The organism is Mesorhizobium sp. BR1-1-15 (assembly GCF_020165475.1).
Classification (GTDB): domain Bacteria; phylum Pseudomonadota; class Alphaproteobacteria; order Rhizobiales; family Rhizobiaceae; genus Mesorhizobium.
Genome location: NZ_JAIUIF010000002.1, coordinates 217,781 through 239,123, shown reverse-complemented (window position 1 = coordinate 239,123; position 21,343 = coordinate 217,781). Strand labels below are relative to the sequence as shown.

Genomic DNA, 21,343 nt, shown 5'->3' with positions numbered 1-21,343 from the left:
CGGCTCCGGCGGGCCGACCCCATGAACGAGGCCGACGCACTCGACATCGTCCAGTACGCGGTGTGGACGGTGCTGACCGCATCCGCCCCGGTGGTGCTGGTCGCCATGGCGGTGGGTATCGGCATCGCCTTGATCCAGGCCCTGACGCAGGTCCAGGAGATCACCTTGACCTTCGTGCCGAAGATCGTCGCCATCATGCTCGTGGCGGCGCTGACCGGTCCCTTCATCGGCAGCCAGATATCGGCCTTCACCAACGTCGTCTTCGAGCGCATTGAAAACGGGTTCTAGCTGCTTGCGGCGAGCCGGCCCGTTCTGCCCCGACGACTTACCGGCAGCAGCCTGCTGTCGCCGATGCGGACCGTGTACGGCATAGGGCTGCATCCGCGGCGCGGCGTCGAAGCAACGCCGCACGGCTGCGTGGTCCTCCTCTATCCTCTTGTTGGACCATGATCTTTTTTTCAGGACGTTCGCTCTTTGCGGCACGATGCCATAGTTTCGGCAAACCATCCGGGGAAACGGATCACCGCAACGATCGGCAAGCCATGACAGGGCCTTTCCTATGATTGACGAAAAGCCGGAGAGCGAGAGCGTTTCGGCGCTGGCGCCGTTCCGGCACGGCATCTTCCGCGCCGTGTGGTCGGCCAGCCTCGTGTCGAATTTCGGCGGCCTCATCCAGGGCGTCGGCGCCGCCTGGATGATGACCACGATCGCCACCTCGCCCTATCAGGTCGCGCTGGTGCAGGCCTCGACCACCTTGCCGATCATGCTGTTCGCGCTCGTCGCCGGCGCCATCGCCGACAGCTTCGACCGGCGCAAGGTTATGCTGGTCGCCCAGACCTTCATGCTGGTCGTCTCGGTGCTTCTGACCCTGTTCACCTATTCCGGCTTGATGACGCCGTGGACGCTGCTTGCCTTCACCTTCCTGATCGACAGCGGCACGGCCCTGAACAGCCCGTCCTGGCAAGCCTCCGTCGGCGACATCGTGCCCCGCAACAAGGTGCCGGCCGCCGTCGCGTTGAACTCGATGGGCTTCAACCTGACCCGCAGCGTCGGTCCGGCGATCGGCGGCATCATCGTCGCCGCAGCCGGGGCGGCGGCCGCCTTCGCGGCCAACGCGGTGAGCTATATCGGTCTCATCGTCGTGCTGGCGCGCTGGAAGCCGCAGGTTCAGCCATCGACGCTGCCGCGCGAATCGCTTGGCGCGGCCATGGGCGCAGGCCTGCGCTACGTCGCCATGTCGCCCAATATCGGCAAGGTGCTGGTCAGGGGCTCCGCCTTCGGCTTCAGCGCCGGCGCGGTGCTGGCGCTCCTGCCGCTGGTGGCGCGCGACGTCGTCAAGGGCGATGCCTTGACCTATGGCATCATGCTGGGCGCCTTCGGCATCGGCGCGGTCGGCGGCGCGCTGATCAGCGTGCGGCTGCGCCAGCTTTTGTCCAGCGAGACCATGGTGCGCTCGGCCTTCGCCGGCTTCGCCGTCTGCGCCTTCAATGCCGCCGTCAGCCACAACGCCTGGCAGACATCGCTCGGCCTGCTGGTCGGCGGCGCGTGCTGGGTGATCGCGCTTTCGCATTTCAACGTCACCGTGCAGATGGCGACGCCGCGCTGGGTCGTCGGCCGGGTGCTGTCGGTCTATCAGACCGCGACCTTCGGCGGCATCGCGCTCGGCAGCTGGATCTGGGGCATCGTCGCCGACGCGCATGGCGCCGGGACAGCGCTGATCGCGGCGGCCATCGCCATGCTGGCTGGCGGCGCCATCGGCCTCGTGCTGCCGCTGCCGCAGCAGCAGGTGCTGAACCTCGATCCGCTCAACCGCTTCAAGGAGCCGCATCTCGCGCTCGACCTGAAGCCACGCAGCGGCCCCATCGCCATCATGATCGAATACATCATCCGCGACGAGGACGTGCCGGAGTTCCTGGCCACCATGGCCGAGCGCGGCCGCATCCGCCGCCGCGACGGTGCCCGCAACTGGACGCTGGCGCGCGATCTCGAAAATCCGGCGATCTGGATCGAGCACTACCACACGCCGACCTGGCTCGAATATGTCAGGCACAACGGCCGCATCACCCAAGCCGACGCCACGGTCGGCGAGCGCCTGCGGGCGCTGCACAGCGGCGACGAGCCGCCGCGGGTGCGCCGCGTGATCGAGCGCCCGACAACCGCGGGCACGGCGCTGGTCATGGCAAAGGGCCCGATCGAGCATTAGGAGTGCAGGATAGCGCGAAGACGTTTTCGTCCGGGCTTGCATCAACACAAAGCGTTAGAGCGGACCCAGCCAGCGGAACGCGCGCTTCAGTTCGGCGACGCCATCGCGTTCGTACCAACGGCCGTGCGCCATGATCACGCGTTCCGGATTCCATTCTAGCATCTTTTCGACTGCCGCCTTGAGTTGCCCCCTGGGGAAGGTCAATCGCAAATCGCGCGGCGTCTTGCCATCCGGATCAACGACACCAGCCGCCCTGGCAAGCCAGCGCCACGGCCAGCCAAGCTTCCGCGATTCGAAGTTCTCGATCAGGTCTGTCAGGATCAATGTTCGGCTGACGGAATGGAAGAACACTATCTCCGTCATGAAGCTGCCCTCCACCGGCAGCGACTTGAGGTCATCGTCCCACGGGTAGCCCCTCTCGGCACCAAGCTCGTTCGCCTCGAAATCGATCCTGTCGCCCGCCTGCTCGCGAATGCCCGGTGCCAGCCAGATACCCGCATCCGCAAAGGCCCTGCGCCACATCGGAATCCACCAATAGTGGATCCGGTTCGGCCCGATGATGTAGCGGACCTTGCCCAATCCAGCGATCTCGGCCTCGAGGCTCCCTGTCAGCAAGGTGGGTGAATGGACGAACAAATCGCCGTCGTTGACGCGGATGACGGTCATCCGTGTCGGAAACCGCATTTTCGGCCAAGGCATGCCGAAGCGGATGACCGGGCCATCCACGATCCAGACGTCCTTCGAAACCAGCTTTAACGTGTTGAGCGGCGGATATGGTGTGCGGTCGGCCATGGTCTGCTGATGTAGGGTGGAGAACAAGCTTGGCCACGGCAGCTTCGCCTTGCACGAGTTCAGCCGGGCCGGCTCGGCAGCCTACCTTCGCCCGACCTACCCTTCGCCCGACAAGTCCCGGCGCGCTTTTTCCAGCTCCTCGGCATAGCGCCGCATCAGATGGCCCTCGGTCAGCAGTCCGAGCACGATGTGGTCGGTGAAATCCTCGACCACGGCCAACTCCTCGGCGCCGGCCCGCTGGAAGGTCTCGGCGGCCGACTGCACGTTCATGCTCGGCACCAGGACGGCATCCTTGTATTGCGCGAGGTCGCGCACCGCCGTCTCGCCGTCGGACAGGTCGCTGTGCAGTTCGGCAACGATCAGCACGCCGACATACTGGTCACCCGCGTCGACGGCGATGACGCGCTGGGCCGAGCCCAGCGGTACCTGCTTGCGGAAGGCCGCAAGCGTCGTGTCGGCATTGATGGTCTTGATGTCCTTGCGCATCATCGAGCCGACGGTCAGGCTGCGCATCCAGCCGACGTCATGGGCGCTGCGGATCGTTTCGCCGCGCAGATGAAAGCGCCACGTCGAGAAGGAGTAGCCGAAGGTCTCGCGCACCAGGATCGCCGCCATGATCGAGGCCGCCAGGACGACGCCGGTTAGCGTCAGGTCGCGGGTCGATTCCAGCGCCAGGAACGTCATCGTCAGCGGCCCGCCGACGACGCCGACCGCCAGCGATGTCATGCCGACGACGGCAGCGACGGCGGAATCGATGCCGGTCGACGGCGAGATGAAAGCCATCACATCGGCGAATGCCTTGCCGAGCAGGGCGCCAAGAAACAGCGAAGCGAAGAACAGTCCGCCGCGAAACCCCGAACCCAGCGAGATCGCGGAAGCCGCCAGCTTCAGCACGAAGACGCTGGCCACCACGCTCAGCCCATAGTTCATGGCGAATTCGCGATGCAGCGCGCCGTGGCCGCTCGACAGCACCTGCGGCGTGACCAGCCCGAGCAGGCCGACGATGACGCCGCCGATGACGGGACGCAGCGAGGCGTCGACCGACAGCTTGGCAAAGGCGCGTTCGACCAGCGTCACCAGATGCATGATGGCGATCGAGGCGGCCCCGCCAAGCAGTCCAAGCAGCAGGAAGGGCACGTACTGGCTGGCCGTGAGTGCCGGCAGGCCCGCAAGCTCCAGCGGGAACGGCACGCCGCCGAACATCTCGGCGGTGAGCGAGGCGGAGATCGCCGCCGTCATGACAGGCACCACATTGGCGACCGAATAGATGCCGATGACCAGTTCGAAACCATAGAAAGCACCGGTCAGCGGCGCATCGAAAGCCGCCGCGATGGCGCCGGCGGCGCCGCAGCCGACCAGGATGCGGACATCATTGCGGCGCAGCTTGAACAGCCGCGCCAGCCGCGAAGCCAGGCCGGAACCGACCTGCGTATAGCCGGCTTCCAGCCCGACAGAGGCGCCGAAACCGCTGGAGATCATGGTCTGGCCGGCGATGATGAACGTATCGGTCAGCGACATGCGACCGCCATAGAGCGCGTTGGCCTCGATCGGGTCGACAGGCGTGCGAAATCTCCGCTTTCTCAGCCAGATCACCGTCAGCCCGAGCAGGATGCCGCCGATCGCCGGGATCAGGGCCTCCATGGGGTGGGCGAGCGAGAACATGCCGGAAAGCCGGCCGCCGGGCTGTACGCCGAACAACAGCCCGTGCAGGTCCTGCACGATCTGGCTCATCGCGGTGACCAGTATGCCCGCCATGACGCCGACGATGCCGGCAAGGACGACAACCGCGATGCCTCGCGCTTCGAGCAGCGGGATCGAATTGATGAGCACCGCGCGCAGCCGGCGAGCGTAGACTTGCGGTTGATTCCTGGGCGATTGGTTTTTGGTAAGCACCGGAGCGGCTCGCCGACATCAGCAAGGCATTGAAAACACTGCCGTGCTGATACGCCGAGCGGCACCGCATGGCAACCACAATGACGGCGCCCGCGCGCCCTTTGGGAGGGAGCCCGTCCGGCCGCCGATGGTCAGGTCGGCTTCGGGTCGCCGGCCTCGTAGAGCACGAGATTGCGCTCGCCGATGCCGAGCGCCGGCCAGCTTGCGCGCCAATCCACAAGGTGCGGCGCGGCGAAATGTGCGTCGAGCGCCGCCCTGTCACTCCAGACTTCCGTGACCCGAATCAACCCGGCGTCGAGGACATCCCGCGCATAGGAGTATGCGAGGCAACCGGGCTCGGCACGGCTGGCAACAACCATGCGTTCCATCGCTGGCCTTGCCTGTTCGAGCTTGTCGGGTGGCAGACGAACCGTGCCGATGACCAGCAGCATGAGATTTCCTTTCGATGGTTGGGCAGGCCACTCTCCCACCCTCGCGCAAGCTTGGCCAGCTACCCTCGCCGGGCTGTCGCATGCTCGGCAGCCCACGGTTTTCGAGGACTAGAATGGCGATAAGCGAAAGCATCCAGCCCGGCGCCGTGGCCAAGAACGGTCGCGACGTCTTCTTCGCGCTGGGCATCGTCATCATCCTGGCCGTGCTGTTCCTGCCGATCCCGGCCTTTCTCATCGACGTCGGCCTTGCCTTCTCGATCGCCCTTTCGGTGCTGATCCTGATGGTGGCACTGTGGATCCAGCGGCCGCTCGACTTCTCCTCGTTTCCGACCGTGCTGCTCATCGCCACCATGCTGCGGCTATCGCTTAACATTGCCACCACGCGCATGATCCTGTCGCACGGCAATGAAGGCACGCACGCCGCCGGCTACGTCATCGCCGGCTTCTCCAAACTGGTGATGGCCAGCGATTTCGTCATCGGCCTGATCGTCTTCATGATCCTGATCGTGGTGAACTTCATCGTCATCACCAAGGGCGCCACCCGTATCGCCGAGGTCGGCGCCCGTTTCACCCTCGACGCCATCCCCGGCAAGCAGATGTCGATCGACGCCGACCTCTCCGCCGGCATGATCGACGACAAGACAGCGCAGTTGCGCCGCCGCGAGCTGGAAGAGGAATCCTCCTTCTTCGGCTCGATGGACGGCGCCTCGAAATTCGTCCGCGGCGACGCCATCGCCGGCCTCATCATCACCGCCATCAACATCGTCGGCGGCATCGCCATCGGCTATATCAGGCACGGCATGGGCATGGGCGAGGCCGCCGACGTGTTCATCAAGCTGTCGGTCGGCGACGGTCTGGTCACCCAGATCCCGGCGCTCATCGTCTCGCTCGCCGCCGGCCTGCTGGTTTCCAAGGGCGGTACGCGCGGTTCGACGAACCAGGCCGTGTTCGGGCAACTCGGCGCGCATCCGCGCGCGCTCTATGTGGCGGCGGCGCTGCTGGTGCTGCTCGGCCTGATGCCTGGCCTGCCCTTCTTCCCCTTCTTCGCGCTCGCCGGCGGCATGGCCGGCCTCGGCTATGTCATTCCGATGCGCCACAACCGGGCCATGGCCGAGGCCGAGGCGCTGAAGAACCAGGAGAAGGCGACCAAGGCCGAGGAAGAGAAGAACTCGGTCAAGGCCTCGCTCGCCACCGCCGAGATCGAGCTTCTGATCGGCAAGCAGCTTTCGACCCGGCTGCTGGTCTCGCATCAGGAGCTGGTCTTCCGCATGGCCAAGATGCGCAAGAAGTTCGCCCAGCAATATGGCTTCGTCGTGCCCGAAGTGCGCGTCGCCGACGATTTCGCCATCCCGCCGAAAAGCTATCAGATCAAGGTGCACGGAACGGTGGTCGCCGAATATTCGATGCGCGTCGGGGAGATCATGGTGCTGCTCGGCAACCGCGACGTTCCCGAAATTCCGGGCGAGGAGATCCGCGAGCCGGCCTTCGGCATGCGTGCCTATTCCGTCATGGAAACATTCGCCGAGGATCTGAAGCGCGAGAACTACACCTTTGCCGACAACATGTCGGTGCTGCTCACCCATCTCTCCGAGGTCATCCGCAACAACCTGCCGCAGCTTCTGTCCTACAAGGATATGAAGGCGCTGCTCGAGCGCCAGGATCAGGAATACCGCAAGCTCGCCGACGAGATCTGCACCACGCACATCTCCTATCCCGGCCTGCAGGCAGTGTTGAAGCTGCTGCTGGCCGAGCGTGTCTCGATCCGCAACCTGCACCTGATCATCGAGGCCATCGCCGAGATCGCGCCGCATGTGCGCCGCACCGAGCAGATCGTCGAGCATGTCCGCATCCGCATGGCGCAGCAGATCTGCGGCGATCTTTCGGAGGGCGGCGTGCTCAAGGTGTTGCGTCTCGGCAACCGCTGGGACCTGGCCTTCCACCAGAGCCTCAAGCGCGACGCCAAGGGCGAGGTGCGCGAGTTCGATATCGATCCGCGCCAGCTGGAAGAATTCGGCCAGGACGCCACCAAGGCGATCAAGAAATTCCTCGAAGCCGGCGAGCGTTTCGTCCTCGTCACCGCGCCCGACGCGCGCCCCTATGTGCGCATGATCATCGAGCGGCTGTTCACCACGCTGCCGGTGCTCTCGCATGTCGAAATCGCCAAGGGCGTCGAGATCAGGGTGCTCGGGACGATATCGTGAGCGTTCTCTCGCAAGCGGTCGTCATCGCGGCTTTCCTCGCCTTCTGCCGCATCGGCGCCTGCTTCATGCTGATGCCCGGCCTGTCCAGCGCCCGCATCCCGGTGCAGGTCAGGCTGTTCGTTGCGGTCGCCGCCACCGGCGGCCTGCTCGCCTTCCTGTGGGACAAGATCTTTCCCTTCGTCGATCCGCGTCCGCAGATCCTGGTGCCGATGATCGTTTCCGAACTCCTGGTCGGCGGCCTGATCGGCGCCATGACCAGGCTCTACATGGAAGCCCTGCGCTTCATGGGGTCGGCCATCGCCATGCTGATCGGCTATGGCGGCTCGGGCGGGCCAGCGATCGAGGAGCCCGAACCGCAGGCGGCGCTCGCCGCCATGATCTCGTTCTCGGCACTGCTGCTGCTGTTCGTCTTCGACTTCGACCATGAGATCATACGCGCGCTGGTGACGTCCTATACGGTCGCGCCGGTCAACGTCTTCTTCAACCCGCAGGCGGCACTGGTCGATGTCGCCGACACGGTGTCGGACACCTTCTTCCTGGTCATCCGCCTCGGCAGCCCTTTCGTCGCCTATGCCATTCTCGTCAACCTGACGATCGGCTTCGTCAACAAGCTGACGCCGCAGATCCCGATCTATTTCATCTCTCAGCCCTTCGTCATCGCCGGCGGCATGCTCATCTTCTATTTCGCCGTCGGCTCCATGCTGTCGCTGTTCGTCGACGGCTTTGTCGACCTGACGCTGGCGAGGTGACATGAGCACGCGCAAGGACCGCCTGAAGAAGCTGGTCAAGGTTCAGGAACAGTTGAAGGCGCTGCACGAGACGCGCCACGCCACCCTCCTCGCCGCCGCAAATGCCGCCGAAGCCGAGGCCAAGGAACTGGTCGAGCATTTCGACAAGGACAATTCCCTCTCCGGCCTTTTCCCCGATCTCTACCACCGCCGCATCGCCCAGGCCGTCGTGCGCCAGGAGGCGAACCTCGAAAGCGCCAGGAAGGAGGCCGGCCTCGTCGCGTCGGCAACCGCGCGCACCAACATGGTCGAGCGCGCCTACAAGGACGTGCGCAACCGCGACGAACGCGAACGCTCCGACCGCGAACGCCTCGATCTGATCGCGCAGAAGCGGGGACAGGAGTAGAGGAGGAGGTCTGGACGCAAAGCAAGCCTTCGCAGCGGAATCCTGACTGACCGCTTTGCGCCTCGTACGGGCTATGGATGCAATTTCGCGTCTACCCAGAAGCCGCCCGTACAGCCTGTCGAAGAATGTGCCGAGCCTCCGCATTGCGGAGGATCGTAAAAAGGCGACTTTTCAGCTAGCTTGTTATCTGTTCGGCGGCAGCTTCCTCGAGGCCAGCTGCCGCTTGGACGGCAAGACCGCGAGCCGCTGCCTGTGAATCGTAAAATTCCTCGAGCGCATGGACCCTGCCCCACCGCAGGGTAAACACGTGGAGACCTCGGTTGATGTACGACGTGTCGCCGTTAAGCAGGGTCGCGGTGCCATCCCACTGGGCAAACACAGTGGTATGCCATGGCCAGCCCTCCACCCAGATGTGATTGACCGTGAGACGGAGGGTGGGCAGAACACGGCCGAGGCGTTCAAACCAGCGGCGCAGGGCTTCCTTGTCGTGGCGCTCTCCACCAAGCGCGTGGGCGCCGCCAACCCGATGATGGACATGCGGCGCGAGTGCTTTCACCGCCGCATCCCAGCGATGATTGTTGACGTCATCGAAGCTCTTTCGGATCGATTTCTCGACAAAATAACTATATAGCATATCACTCTCCTCCAACTCATTCGGTAGCGCGATCGAAGGCACCTGTGGCAAGCTGTTCGGACGCAGCCGACACCATGCAGGGTCTGCGCGTCAGCGCATTGTCGCGTCGGCTCGCAGGTATGTGTCGGTCTCGGTCGAGATCGTGACCTCCTCGCCCGACCTTGAGAACGCATAAAGCGAATCCTGATGGCCCGGCATGGAAAAGGCCACGGAGTCGCCGTCAGCAAGGCCCATGACGAAGCGCAGCGGATCACCTCCGATCTTCGGCGCGAAGGTGGCGGTGACCTCCAGCAGGTCGCCGTTGACCGGGACGTAGTAGACCACCATGTCGAGCTGTCCCTCGTGCAGGCTGGCAGCTTCGATCGGGCGTCCGATGGTCGCTTCCTCGGCAAAAGCCGGTTTCGCAAGAAACATCGCGGCCAGAACGGACGCACTCAGGGTTTTGCGGATCATCTCATATCTCCTTTTTTGGATTGCGTTCGACCTCTATATAATGTATAGATTACGAATGCAATCTAAAAAGGAGATGGCGATGCGCGTAAGTCGCACTCAGGCCGCGGAAAACCGCGAAACCGTGATCAATGTGGCAAGCCGCCTTTTTCGGGAGCGAGGCTTTGACGGCATTGGCCTCAAGGATCTGATGAAGGGCGCCGGGCTGACCCAGGGCGCCTTTTACAAGCAGTTCGAGTCAAAGGACGACCTGGCGGCGCAGGCATCCAGGCGCGCGATGGAAAGCGCCACCGACAAGTGGTCGGCCGCGACAGCGGCAAACCCTGGGAAACCGCTCGACGGGGTGATCTCATTCTACCTCAGTATGGATCATCGCGCGGAAAAGATGGACGGCTGCCCGGTCGTCGCGCTCGGCTCGGATGCGGCCAGGCAAGGCGCCGAGGTAAAGGCCTCATTCGAGGCCGGCATCAGGGAGTATCTCGAGATGCTCGGCAGTTGGGTTGGCGAGGACGACGGCGAAAAGGGCGGCAACAAGGCAATGGCCGTTCTCTCGACAATGGTCGGCGCGGTCATGCTCTCGCGGGTGGTCAACGACCCGGACCTCGCGCAGGCTTTTCTGGATGCGGCGGCCGATCAGGTTCGCGAGACAGTCGCCATCTGAATGATGCGGGCAGCGGCGCCTGATCCATTGCTCGCCGCTCGGACCGAACCGTCGCGCGCGACTGCGAAGAAGTAACGGATACCGTCCCAGTCGATCATGGAGAAGTTCGCGTCGTCACGTGAAGCCTCCGGTGCGATTTCGCACCACCGTAGTGCGTGTCTTCCGACTGCATGGCGCGCCTGGGCATGCCTACCTCTTGGCGTGGGGCAGCGGCGATGCGTCCGCCCGAAGGAGAAGCGCGATGAGCTATTCCACCATGAGATTTGGGGCTGTTGGCCAGGCATTGGCCCGTATGTTCGGCCGCTAGGCAAGCACCGGGCTCGGCATCCTTCGGCACTAGCATCGGAACGCCTGCGTGCGCTCGCGCGGCTTATCTAGCTGAGCGGCATCAGCTGACCTCCGGGCCATCCGTCCGGTCGTCTGGCCACCTATAATCGGAGATCAAGGGCATGAACATCGAACTCAAGGGCCGAAAGGCCATCGTCACCGGATCGACCGCCGGCATCGGTCGCGCGATCGCCGAAGGGCTGGCGCGCGCAGGCTCCGCCGTCGTCGTCAATGGACGTACGGAAGAGCGGGTCGCCGCGACGCTCCGGGAACTGCGCGCGCTGCTGCCTGACGCCGACCTCACCGGCATTGCCGCCGATCTCGCGACAGCCGAGGGCTCGGCGGCGCTCGCGGCGCAGGCGCCGGATGCCGACATCCTCGTCAACAATGTTGGCACTGCACGTCCCAATGGCTTCTTCGAGCAGGACGACGCCGCATGGCTCGACCTCTTCCAGCTCAACGTGATGAGCGGCGTGCGCGCCGCGCGCCACTATATGCCGGGTATGGTCGAGCGCGGGTGGGGACGGGTCGTCTTCATCAGCAGCGAGTCCGCGCTCGCTATCCCCAAGGAGATGATCGACTACGGCATGACCAAGACCGCGTTGCTGGCCGTGTCGCGCGGGCTGGCCGAACTTGTCGGTGGCACCGGCGTCACGGTCAACGCTGTCCTGCCGGGGCCGACCGACTCCGAGATTCTCGGCGGCTGGATGAAGGCCACCGCGAAAGAGCAGGGCATCACGCAAACGGACGCCGAGCATAATTTCCTGAAATCGCTGCGTCCGACCACGCTCATCAACCGGTTCGCGACAACCGAGGAAGTCGCGAACATGGTCGTCTACACCTGCTCCGAGCAGGCCTCGGCGACCACCGGCGCCGCGTTGCGCGTCGACGGTGGTGTGCTCCGCTCGATCGGATGAGCCGCGTCCCACCGCCGCGGTGGCATGAGGGTCGCCGCGGCTGAGCCGGCCTCAAATCGGCGCCGGCTCGGGTGACTCCTGTCGGCAGCGATTGTCGGATCGTCGAGCCGCCTGGGGTGCGCCGCCGATCGACCGGGCCGAGGTCAAGATCGACGAGGGGCCGTGGATCGCCAAGAAACATACCTGTCGGGAGAGCAACGGACAGGTGACCGCCGTATTCAGGTCAGTTGACGGCTCGGCGCGTCGAGCCGAGCAGCCTGGAAGCTGTGTTTGCTAATGCCAGGAGCCGCCGTCTGCTCTCGGCCCTTACGCGTCCGTGCAGCAATGCGCCACTGTCCGGAATTACGGTTGGGAAGAGCGCTCGTCCGCCGGTTGCGGGAATTGCCCTTCGTTGTTCATGCTTACTTCCGTAACCAGCTTGCGGCGAAGCGCCGTGCTGTAATCGTTTGGCCCTTTCGGCGTCATGACGAAGGCCTGGGAACCGCCAATGACCGATTTGGCAAAATAGGATGCCAGCAAATTGCCGGGATCGTCGCCTTCGGTGGGAATGGCGATCGCGTTGATCGTATATCCCTTGGCAATGGCGTTCAGCCTGCTCGGCTGAACAGGAAGTCCGTCGTTGTTCTCACCATTGGAGGAGATATCGATGACCTTCTTGGCGGCATTTCCAGGAAACTGGTCCAGCAGAAGACTGCCAATGTCGATAGCCGAGGAAACCGATGTTCCGGCTCGCCCCCGGCGGATGACGCCGGTATCCCCTTTCCTGCTGATCTCCGCCGCCGCCGCTCTTGCGTCTTCCAGTCCGCAGATGCTTGTCCACGGCAGTATGGTGCGTGCGTGTCCGGGGCTCGACCATTCAAAGTAGGCCACGCCGATGCAGCCGACGTAATTCCGGCCGATGGCGGCGATGATCTCGGGCGACGTGAGTGCCGCGGCATGTCCCTCGCGTTGCAGATCGGCGATCTTTGGATCAATCGATGACGAGAAGTCGACCGCGAACACGATGGCAACGTCGACATTCGCTGCATGCGCCGGGAGATTCCAGAACGCAGAAGCTGCAAGTATCCCCGCCAGTCTCAGGAGTGAATTGGCTCGCCTTGCCAGCCCCCTTCCCGATGGCTTTGTGGGCGAAAAAAGATTGGCCCCGCCTATCGGCTGCACCCGCCCGCGAAAGGAGACCGCTCCAGAAGAGGGACCGGCGTCCTGATACATATCTATAAACATGCCATTCTCCATCGCGACAACCGATCGTTGTCAAAGCCGCCCATTTTCAACATGTGGAAATTTGACGAGGGACCTTGGACCCGACGCCGAACAGCAGCAGATCGGCCTTGGTCCACAAAAGATAACAGCCGAGTAACGTCAGCGGCATGATAAGTACCGCGAAGGACTCGCCCGACCAGACCACCGGCAAAGCCTGGCCGAGGGCGACGGTTGTCGCCACCACTGCCGGCAACCTGCTGGCGAGCACCGCACTGCGGAACGGATCGGGCCAGGCGGTCGGCCACACCGGAACCGGCCTGCCCGGCCTGTGAAAGGTGCTGCCGAACTTGCCGAGCGCATGCAGCAGGCCGGAGGTCGCCGCAAGCAACGGGTCGCCGAGCAGCAAGAGCGCGATGCCGAGCCCGATTGCGCCTAATCCCGAGAGGAAGTCGCCCAGACGATTGAGGGTGGGATCGGGAACATCCGGCTTTGCCCAAGCCCGGTGGTAGGCTTCGCCGCCCCAGAAAAAGACGAGGGTAGCCAAGGTGAGCGCAACAGTGCCATGGCTGCCCGCGAAATAGTCCATCACCGCCGCGATGACAGCGCTTTCCTCATGCTGGCCGACTGGCGCGGCCGCAATTTGGGTTGCAAGACCTACGATGAGGCCAAGCGCGTTGCCACTGTTGTAATAGCCGCCGGGTCCCTTCATGCGGGCACCAAGGGCCGATCTCAAATGTGCGAGCGGAAGAAGGACTGTCCACGCGTTCATCGCAGCGCCCCCGCGGCCTGTCCGGCCGCGCTCGATACGGCGACGTTCGCATCAGCGGCAGTGGTCATCGCATTCCTCCACCGGACCTGAACTGTTGACGCGGCGTTCGCCTGCCCCGCTTGCCGGCGCTGTTGCAAAGGCAGGGGCAATGTCGAAGCGTTGGTTCGAAGCGGTCCGCAAGGACGCACGTGCCTGCGGCGCTCGGTTCGATCGTGCGACGGAAAGGATCGCACCGAGAATGATCGCTGCTCCCAAGGCGCCCGGCCACGAACTCCGCTCGCCCAGAAAGATCGCCGCGCCCAGCGCCCCGAAAACGCTTTCGGCACTGACGATCACGGCGGCGTGGCTGGCCGGCGTGAAGCGCAGGGCAACCGTCTGTATGCCGAAGGCTATCGCGGTGGAGAAGACGCCGAGTATCGCCAATTCCGGACCGGCTGCGAATGCGGCGGCCAGCGACAGGTTGCCTTGCATTGCCCCAAGCGGCAGGGCGAAGACTGCGGCGCCGAGGAATTGTGCGGCGGCGGCGGTGAACGGCCGCGCATGGGCCTGCATGTGCCGGCCGAGCTCGACCGCCCAGAGCGCATAGCAGGCAGCCGACAGGATGGCGGTGAGATCGCCGCTGCCGAGGCCGCCGATCCCATCCGACAAAAGCAGGGCTCCGACCAGGGTCAGCCCGGCAGCGATCGTGAGGCCCGCTGTCGGACGCTCGCCGACGAGCAACCAGGCGGCCAGAGGTGTCATTACGGTTGCCGTGCTCACCAGAAAGCTTGCATTGGTGACCGAGGCTCCGACATAGCAAAGCTGCTGAAGCGTGATGGAGATGGCGAACAGCGCGCCCACCCTGGCCAGGCTCGGAAAATAGCCCGCCCCGATCGCCACTCGCCTTTCGGTCAAGACAAAGGGCAGCACCAGCAGCCCGCCGATCAGGCAACGCAGACTTACCGCGCTCATGGCGTCGAGATGGACCAGCACCGTCTTTTGCGAGACGTTGCCGAAGCCCCACAATGCGGCTGCAAAGAGCAGCAGCAAATTGGCTCTTGTTCTGGACACGCGCCCCCCTTGAACCAAGCATTGCGTTGACTTGGCCGCCTAATTTAGCGAAGTCTAAATGACCTGCCGTCACGGGGGCGCTTGACGCGCGGTGACGGACGATTGCGGAACGTTAGATTTGCGTTAGAATTTCGTCAGGCTGAGGCAGCAGATGCAAAGTGACGACGGCGGCGCTGCAAATAGAATCTCACTCTTCGGCGGCTTCCGTATTGAAACAACTGGCCCGCTTCGACTGGTCGGGAAACGCGGCCCGGCAATCGTTGCTTATCTGGCCCGATGTCCGGGCATGGCAGCAACGCGGGAGAAACTGGCTGACCTGCTATGGGGCGACAGCGATGGCGAACATTCGCGCAACAGTCTTCGCCAAACCCTCAGCGTCCTGCGCCGCGATCTCTCGGGTGTCGATCTTATCCATTCCACCGGAGAGTTGATCCACCTCAGGCCAGAGGCGTTTCGGGTCGATGTGGAGGAGTTCGAGACGGGTTTATCGGCCCGCTCCGCGCAGGAACTCGAAAAGGCTCTGGCGAACTACACTGGCCCGTTTCTCGACGGTCTCCATGTGGGAAGCAATGGCTTCGACGACTGGGTCGCGTCGGAACGCGACAGGTTGCTCGGTCGTGCGCTTGAATCATTCGAGAAACTGGCTCGCCTCGTCGACGCTGAAGCGGGCCTCGTCCTGGCCGATCGCGTCCTGGCCATGGATCCGGCGCGGGAAGAATCCTATCGGCTCAAGATGGAATTGCTCCTTGCTTGTGGTCAACGCGACAAGGCGCTCAGGACATACGAGGCCTGCAGAAGCATGCTGAAGAAGGAGTTCGGCGTCGAAGCCGGCCCAGAGACGCGGGCACTATGGCAGTCCCTGCTGCTTGCTTCCGACACGGCGTCACACGCGCCGTCGGCAAGTGGTGTTGCGGCCAGCCATCGCCTCGGACACCCTTCCATTGGCGTTGCCGACTTCACCAATCTGACCGGAAAACAAGGCGACAATTTTTTCTCCAAGGGACTGGTCCAGGACATCACGACAGCTCTTTCCGAGGTGGCCGACTATGTCGTGCTCTCCGCGGTTCCCCCGACAGATAAGGTCGGCCCGCGCCAAGAAGGTAAAGCGCCGGGAGCGCTGCGGGCACAATATGTGCTCAGCGGCAGCATCCAGAGATCCGGCAATGGGCTGAGGGTGAACATCCAGCTTGTCGATGCCGTCGGCGGTCATCATGTCTGGGCCCAGAAGTTCGACGGCCACTCCGAGAATGCGCTCGAATTCCAGGACAGGATCGCCCAGTCCGTCGTTCTGGCGGTGATCCTCGAACTTCAGCTGACCAACTGGAAGGTCCGCGACAAGAGTCCGCCTGGTCCCCCTGAAGTGCGCAGGTTGGTGAACGAGGCGCTCATGAAATATTTTGAGATGACCCACGACTCGCTGCTGGTCGGGATGGAACTTGCGACGAAGGCGCTCTCGACAGGGCCCGACAACGCCCGTGCGAAGCGGACGCTCTCGATCATGATTTCCATGGGCATCGCGTTTGGCGCGCTGCCCCGCGAGCAGGGCAATATCGAGTATACGCTGGCGCTTGCCGAGGCCGCGGTGCGGGCGGTGCCGGACGATGAAATTGCCCGGTGCATCTTGTCATTCGCTCTCGAAAGTTGCGGTCGTATCGACGAGGCGATCGTCGAATGCCGGCACGCGATCAGCCTCAACCCAAATTATCCGAGCGGCCACGGCGATATTGCGATGCTCTTCGCGCTGCGCGGGCAGGTCAGCGAAGCCGTGCGCGAGGCGAACGAGGCGATCCGGCTGGGAACCCATGACGTCATCGACTACTGGCGTCACCACGGGCTCGTTATGGCGCTGTTTGCCGGCGGAGACGATCAGCGGGCGCTCGAGGTCGCGCGCAAGGTGGTCAGGACAAAGCCGGGCTTCGTTCGTGGCGCGCTTTATTGGGCCGCGGCCGCGGCCGCAACCGGCAATCGCGATGAAGCGTCGCGGGCCATCCATCATTGCCTGTCACAACTTCCGCATCTCAATCTGAGCAATGTCTGCCCTGGCTTTGTGCCGCGCTATGTGAAGGATCATCACCATTCCCGGTTCCTTGAAATGCTGTCGAGGGCCGGTCTTCCCCCGTCCTGAAGCGCGTCACGTTCGAACGGATTCGGGCGAGACGCTTTCTGCAGGTCGTTCTCCCAAAACCGGAAGCCACATTTTTACCCGACATGCGTTGTTGAAATCTGGCTGCGCGGCTGGATGCAGAGAACCCTGACCTTCCTTCCTCCCCCGCAAGCCTGCCACAAGCTTGTTGAGGCATGGTCTGGCCAAGGAAACCCGACAAAAGGCGGACTTTCTTGGCGATCTCTCCCCCCAGCGACATCGTGATGGATGTTGTCCGAGCAGCCGAGCCGGCGGATCTCGCGGCCGCGCGCGCCGCACTGACCAGGCATGCGGGCGGCGTTGCCGGCAGCTTTTCGGTCGAGGCCGCTTCGGCCGGGACGATGCTGTCGCGCGCCACCGCCGACCAGGCCGTGGCGGCCGATTCATCCAAGAAGTTCAAGAAATTCGAAGCCATGGTGCTCCAGACCTTCATCCAGAACATGATGCCCAAGGACACCGAGGGCGTGTACGGCAAGGGCCTGGCCGGCGACATGTGGAAATCGCAGCTCGCCGAGCGCGTCGCCGACGTCATGGCCGAGCGCGGCGGCATCGGCATCGCCAAATCGCTGCTCGCCGACCATTATCTCGAAGGCAAGCGCAAGGTGCCGATCGGCCCGGTCTCCGGCGGGCCTGAAAAGACCGAGATCGACCGGCAGAGCCGTCTGTCCACCTCGCTCGTCCAGGAGCTGCAGCGCAAGGCCGCCAGGTCCATGACCGGCGATGAAACGACCACAAAGACAGACATCAAGATCTAGACTGGGAAACGCCATGGCCGACTTTTCGGAATTCACCGCCAACCTGCCGGCGCGCACGGCCACATCGGAAGCCCCGGTCGCACTCGCGCGGCCCGGAAACCTTGCCGCCATCATCGGCCGCATCGAGGAAGTCGTCGAGCAAGAAACGGCCGGGCTGCGCAGCGACACCGGCTACGATCTCAAGGCATCGAACGCGCGCAAGAGCCGCTATCTCTATGAACTGACCCGTGCCATGCGCGGCGGCAGCGAAGCCGAGTTCCTCGAACAGCACCGCGAAGGCCTTGTCCGGCTTCGCCAGAAGCTTGCGAAGAACGAGGCGGCGATCCTGGCGCATCTGAGCGCCGTCAACGAGGTCGCTGGCCTGTTGCGCACCGCCATCCAGCGCGCCGAAACCGACGGCACTTATTCCGCCGGCGAGTTCGGCCGGGCGCGCGGTTAGCGCGTGGTCGCCGGCTCGGGTGCCTGAATGGTCAAGGTCATCGCCATCGCGGTCTGGATCTGCGTCGCCACCCTCGGCGCGGTGTTCTATTCGTTCCAGGCCGCCGGCGAACGCGGCGTCGGCGAAAAGCCGAAGCCGATGCTGGGCGGGCTGGACTACGTCAAGACCGAGGTCATCTCGGTGCCGCTGATCCGCAACGCCAGGATCGACGGTTATTTCCTGACCAAGTTGGTCTACACGGTCGAACCCGAGCAGATCAAGAAACTGTCGATCCCGGCCGAGGCACTGATCACCGACCAGGTCTATTCCTACCTGTATTCCAATCCGCAGATCGACTTCACCAAGAAGGAGACGATCGACCTCGACGCCTTCCGCGCCGCGATCCGCGATACCGTCAACACACGCGTCGGCGCCACACTGGTGCATGAGGTTCTGGTCGATCAGGTCAATTTCCTGAGCAAGGATGAGATACGCGACAACTGGTTGCGCCGCCGGCAGGAAGCCGGCGCCACTGCGTCCGAGATGACCAAGGCCTTCAAGTCGCATTGAGCCCCCGGGCATGCCACTGGCCAGGCACGGTGATCCGGTCCTCGCCCGGTGCGGCGATAGGAACCAGGCCCTGCAATTCGCGTTGACGTAAACGTCAATCCAAAGCTATATGCGGCAGCGACCGTGGCCGCGAAGATGCATGGCCCTCGGGCGGATCGATGTGTCGTGGCGCGACAGGATGCAACCAGATAAGCAGATGCAACCGAACAGGCAGATGCAACCAGACAGGAGAACAGCGTGAGCGTTCAGGAGATTGCCGACAAGATCAGGTCGCGCGTGGCCAGCAGCGGGTTCGATCGTTCCGTGAAATTCGACACCGGCAGCGATGGCGTCATCGTCATCGACGGCGCCGATGTCTCGACCGCCGACGGCCCCGCCGACTGTACCATCAAGCTCTCGCTCGACGATCTGGACTCGCTGATATCGGGCGATCTCAACCCGACCATGGCGTTCATGACCGGCAAGATAAAGGTCGAAGGCGACATGTCTGTCGCCATGGCGCTCAGCCAGTTGATCGGCTGAGACAGAAGACCGCCGAGACTGTTCTCGGAACGAAAACGCCGCCGTTTCGGGCGGCGTTTTTCGTTCGTTTGGGGCTCAGCGCCTCAGGCCGCCAGCGCCTGCGCCTTCAGCTTGCGCCCCGCGGCCTTCAGCGTGCCATGGACGCCGTCGAGCGCGCCCTCCACCAGTTCCACCGCGAGCAGCCGATGCCGCTCATACGGGCCCGGCATGGCCAGCGAACCGGTCTTTGCGGCTGAGAAGCCGAAGCGGCCGTAATAGGGCGCGTCGCCGACCAGCAGGATCGCCGCGTGGCCGAGACGCGCGGCTTCGGCGACCGCATGGCGCATCAGCGCCGAGCCGATGCCGGCACTCTTGAGCGAAGGAGCGACCGCCAGGGGCCCAAGCAACAGTGCTGCCGGACCGCCCTCGCCCAGCGTGACGTCCCAGAGCCGCACCGTGCCCATCACGGCGCCCGATGCGTCGCGCGCGACGAAAGCCAGGCCTTCCGAGGGCCGCCGGCCCCGCCGCAGCTTCTCCGACGACTTCGTCTTGCGCTTCGGCCCCATGGCGGCATCGAGCAACGCCTCGCGCGCCGCGATATCATCAGGCGTTTCGGCAACGATGGCGAAAGCACGGGCACTCTCCCCCCTCGAGGGGGAGATGTCGCCGAAGGCGACAGAGGGGTTCGCCGCGCGTGAAGCGCTAGCCCCATGCGGTCCAAGAGACGTCGAGGCGGCTGAGACAAACCCCTCCGGCCAGTTCGTGACCATCTCCACCTCTGAGGGGGAGATGTCGCGCGCAGCGCCTTCGACAACGAAATTTGCAATGTCCATTTCCGCGATCCTTCACGAGCGGAGACTGTTCCACAGGCGAGCCCGGATGGGCGACAGACGCCCACCTGGGATGACCCGACGGTTCTTTCGAACCGTCAGATCACGTAGGATCGGAGAGGCTCGAAGCCGTTGAAGGCGACCGCCGAATAGGTGGTCGTGTAGGCCCCGGTGCCTTCGATCAGCACCTCGTCGCCGATGGTCAGCGACAGAGGCAGCGGATAGGGCGTCTTCTCATACATCACGTCCGCCGAATCGCAGGTCGGGCCGGCGAGCACGCAAGGCGCGGTTTCCGTGCCGTCATGCGCGGTCACTAGGGGATAGCGGATCGCCTCGTCCATCGTCTCGGCCAGGCCGCCGAATTTGCCGATATCGAGGAACACCCAGCGCACATTGTCGTTGTCCGCCTTCTTCGAGATCAGCACGACTTCCGACTTGATGACGCCGGCATTGCCGACCATGCCGCGGCCCGGCTCGATGATGGTCTCGGGAATGGCGTTGCCGAAATGCTTGCGCAGCGCCGAGAAGATGGCCTGGCCGTAAGCCTGGGCCGCCGGCACGTCGCGCAGGTAGCGCGTCGGGAAGCCGCCGCCCATATTGACCATCTTCAAGACGATGCCTTCCTCGGCGAGCGTCGAAAACACGGTCTTGGCGTCGGCCAGCGCGCGATCCCAGGCCGTCAGGTCGGTCTGCTGCGAGCCGACATGGAACGACACGCCATAGGCGTCGAGCCCGAGCGCCTTGGCATGGCGCAGCACGTCGACAGCCATCGCAGGCACGCAGCCGAACTTGCGCGACAGCGGCCATTCGGCGCCCTCGCCATCGGTCAGCACGCGGCAGAACACGCGGGCGCCTGGAGCGGCGCGGGCGATCTTCTCGACCTCCTCGACGCAATCGACGGCGAACAGCTTGATACCGAGCTGGTAGGCGCGCGCGATGTCGCGCTCCTTCTTGATGGTGTTGCCGAAGGAGATGCGGTCCGCCGGCGCACCGGCGTCCATCGCCATCTCGACTTCGGCAACGGAAGCGGTGTCGAAGGACGAGCCCATCGCAGCAAGGAGGCGCAGGATTTCCGGCGCCGGGTTTGCTTTCACCGCATAGTAGATCCTGGAATCGGGCAGCGCCTTCTCGAAGGCGCGGAAATTGTCGCGCACGACATCAAGGTCGACGACGAGGCAAGGACCGGTCGGACGTCGGGTGGCGAGGAAGTCGAGGATGCGCTGCGTGGCCATCGGGTTTCTCCATCACGCCTTTCGGCGCGCACAAGGGTGCGGACGCGGGCTGTCGGCCTCGCGAACACGCGGTGGACAAAGGCGGGACGGAAATCCATGGAACCAGCCGGTGGAGACCCCGGAACCATGAAACGCCGTCTCGCGGCGATGAACCTTGGCCTTGCCCGGCTTCGGTTCGCTTTGTCTGCCTTGGCTTGGACTGGGAGAACCCCGTTCCGCACTGCCGGCA

At 64.0% G+C, this 21,343-nt stretch carries 22 protein-coding genes; 12 read left to right on the top strand and 10 right to left on the bottom strand.

What is annotated here, in order from left to right; all coding sequences use genetic code 11:
- Positions 1-21: 21 nt before the first annotated feature.
- Positions 22-288, top strand: coding sequence for a flagellar biosynthesis protein FliQ (gene fliQ, locus LB541_RS04800; protein ID WP_140496235.1), 267 nt, complete (start codon positions 22-24; stop codon positions 286-288).
- 271 nt (positions 289-559) lie between these two features.
- Complete coding sequence (locus LB541_RS04795) at positions 560-2,203, top strand: MFS transporter (RefSeq protein ID WP_140665849.1); 1,644 nt, start codon at positions 560-562, stop codon at positions 2,201-2,203.
- A gap of 54 nt (positions 2,204-2,257) precedes the next feature.
- On the opposite strand, the gene LB541_RS04790 is transcribed toward LB541_RS04795, so the two are convergent.
- The 3 genes from LB541_RS04790 to LB541_RS04780 all read right to left on the bottom strand — a co-directional run bounded on the left by LB541_RS04790 (position 2,258) and on the right by LB541_RS04780 (position 5,319).
- Entirely contained in the window at positions 2,258-2,995 is a 738-nt protein-coding gene (locus tag LB541_RS04790) for a DUF4336 domain-containing protein (protein WP_224617995.1), read from the bottom strand.
- A gap of 96 nt (positions 2,996-3,091) precedes the next feature.
- Entirely contained in the window at positions 3,092-4,888 is a 1,797-nt protein-coding gene (locus tag LB541_RS04785; protein WP_224617994.1) for a chloride channel protein, read from the bottom strand.
- 131 nt (positions 4,889-5,019) lie between these two features.
- On the bottom strand, positions 5,020-5,319 hold the full coding sequence (locus LB541_RS04780; RefSeq protein WP_140665860.1) for a putative quinol monooxygenase: 300 nt from the start codon (positions 5,317-5,319) through the stop codon (positions 5,020-5,022).
- Positions 5,320-5,432: 113 nt separating this feature from the next.
- Between LB541_RS04780 and flhA the strand changes: the two genes are divergently transcribed.
- The 3 genes from flhA to LB541_RS04765 are packed head-to-tail and all read left to right on the top strand — an operon-like array spanning position 5,433 to position 8,654.
- Positions 5,433-7,520, top strand: coding sequence for a flagellar biosynthesis protein FlhA (flhA, locus tag LB541_RS04775; protein ID WP_140496240.1), 2,088 nt, complete (start codon positions 5,433-5,435; stop codon positions 7,518-7,520).
- Positions 7,517-8,269 carry a flagellar biosynthetic protein FliR gene (gene fliR, locus LB541_RS04770; protein ID WP_140496241.1) on the top strand — a complete coding sequence of 251 codons (753 nt, stop codon included), beginning with the start codon at positions 7,517-7,519 and terminating at the stop codon, positions 8,267-8,269. The genes flhA and fliR overlap by 4 nt, the downstream gene beginning before the upstream one ends.
- 1 nt (position 8,270) lies before the next feature.
- The gene (locus tag LB541_RS04765; RefSeq protein ID WP_140496242.1) at positions 8,271-8,654 is read left to right on the top strand and encodes a hypothetical protein; all 384 of its coding nucleotides are present in this window, start codon (positions 8,271-8,273) and stop codon (positions 8,652-8,654) included.
- Positions 8,655-8,829: 175 nt separating this feature from the next.
- Here LB541_RS04765 and LB541_RS04760 read toward each other — a convergent pair whose 3' ends face one another.
- Both LB541_RS04760 and LB541_RS04755 read right to left on the bottom strand, forming a co-directional pair.
- Positions 8,830-9,288, bottom strand: a complete 459-nt coding sequence (locus LB541_RS04760; protein WP_140522346.1) for a nuclear transport factor 2 family protein — start codon at positions 9,286-9,288, stop codon at positions 8,830-8,832.
- Between the two features lie 90 nt (positions 9,289-9,378).
- Positions 9,379-9,741 carry a hypothetical protein gene (locus LB541_RS04755; RefSeq protein ID WP_140560320.1) on the bottom strand — a complete coding sequence of 121 codons (363 nt, stop codon included), beginning with the start codon at positions 9,739-9,741 and terminating at the stop codon, positions 9,379-9,381.
- Between the two features lie 79 nt (positions 9,742-9,820).
- On the opposite strand from LB541_RS04755, the gene LB541_RS04750 reads away from it, so the two are divergent.
- Positions 9,821-10,399 (top strand): TetR/AcrR family transcriptional regulator, encoded by a 579-nt coding sequence (locus tag LB541_RS04750; protein ID WP_140513927.1) that lies wholly within the window; start codon positions 9,821-9,823, stop codon positions 10,397-10,399.
- 449 nt (positions 10,400-10,848) lie between these two features.
- Complete coding sequence (locus LB541_RS04745) at positions 10,849-11,643, top strand: SDR family NAD(P)-dependent oxidoreductase (protein ID WP_140496246.1); 795 nt, start codon at positions 10,849-10,851, stop codon at positions 11,641-11,643.
- 342 nt (positions 11,644-11,985) lie between these two features.
- Here LB541_RS04745 and LB541_RS04740 read toward each other — a convergent pair whose 3' ends face one another.
- The 3 genes from LB541_RS04740 to LB541_RS04730 form a co-directional block, all read right to left on the bottom strand.
- Complete coding sequence (locus LB541_RS04740; RefSeq protein ID WP_318012596.1) at positions 11,986-12,879, bottom strand: DUF1194 domain-containing protein; 894 nt, start codon at positions 12,877-12,879, stop codon at positions 11,986-11,988.
- Positions 12,880-12,913: 34 nt separating this feature from the next.
- Complete coding sequence (locus LB541_RS04735; RefSeq protein WP_224617993.1) at positions 12,914-13,555, bottom strand: hypothetical protein; 642 nt, start codon at positions 13,553-13,555, stop codon at positions 12,914-12,916.
- Between the two features lie 111 nt (positions 13,556-13,666).
- Entirely contained in the window at positions 13,667-14,665 is a 999-nt protein-coding gene (locus tag LB541_RS04730; protein WP_140624298.1) for a DMT family transporter, read from the bottom strand.
- Between the two features lie 151 nt (positions 14,666-14,816).
- On the opposite strand from LB541_RS04730, the gene LB541_RS04725 reads away from it, so the two are divergent.
- The 5 genes from LB541_RS04725 (at position 14,817) to LB541_RS04705 (ending at position 19,073) form a co-directional block, all read left to right on the top strand.
- Positions 14,817-16,790 (top strand): BTAD domain-containing putative transcriptional regulator, encoded by a 1,974-nt coding sequence (locus LB541_RS04725; RefSeq protein WP_140624300.1) that lies wholly within the window; start codon positions 14,817-14,819, stop codon positions 16,788-16,790.
- 173 nt (positions 16,791-16,963) lie between these two features.
- Entirely contained in the window at positions 16,964-17,563 is a 600-nt protein-coding gene (locus LB541_RS04720; protein ID WP_181175014.1) for a rod-binding protein, read from the top strand.
- A gap of 13 nt (positions 17,564-17,576) precedes the next feature.
- On the top strand, positions 17,577-18,002 hold the full coding sequence (locus tag LB541_RS04715; RefSeq protein WP_140496250.1) for a hypothetical protein: 426 nt from the start codon (positions 17,577-17,579) through the stop codon (positions 18,000-18,002).
- A 27-nt stretch (positions 18,003-18,029) separates the two neighbouring features.
- Positions 18,030-18,551, top strand: a complete 522-nt coding sequence (locus LB541_RS04710; RefSeq protein WP_140496251.1) for a hypothetical protein — start codon at positions 18,030-18,032, stop codon at positions 18,549-18,551.
- A gap of 237 nt (positions 18,552-18,788) precedes the next feature.
- On the top strand, positions 18,789-19,073 hold the full coding sequence (locus LB541_RS04705) for an SCP2 sterol-binding domain-containing protein (protein ID WP_140496252.1): 285 nt from the start codon (positions 18,789-18,791) through the stop codon (positions 19,071-19,073).
- A gap of 83 nt (positions 19,074-19,156) precedes the next feature.
- Here the strand turns inward: LB541_RS04705 and LB541_RS04700 are convergent, their stop codons facing one another.
- Together LB541_RS04700 and odc2 are read right to left on the bottom strand one after the other, a co-directional pair.
- Positions 19,157-19,822 (bottom strand): GNAT family N-acetyltransferase, encoded by a 666-nt coding sequence (locus LB541_RS04700; RefSeq protein ID WP_411969767.1) that lies wholly within the window; start codon positions 19,820-19,822, stop codon positions 19,157-19,159.
- Between the two features lie 158 nt (positions 19,823-19,980).
- Complete coding sequence (odc2, locus tag LB541_RS04695; protein ID WP_140513661.1) at positions 19,981-21,114, bottom strand: ornithine/lysine decarboxylase; 1,134 nt, start codon at positions 21,112-21,114, stop codon at positions 19,981-19,983.
- Positions 21,115-21,343 lie beyond the last annotated feature (229 nt).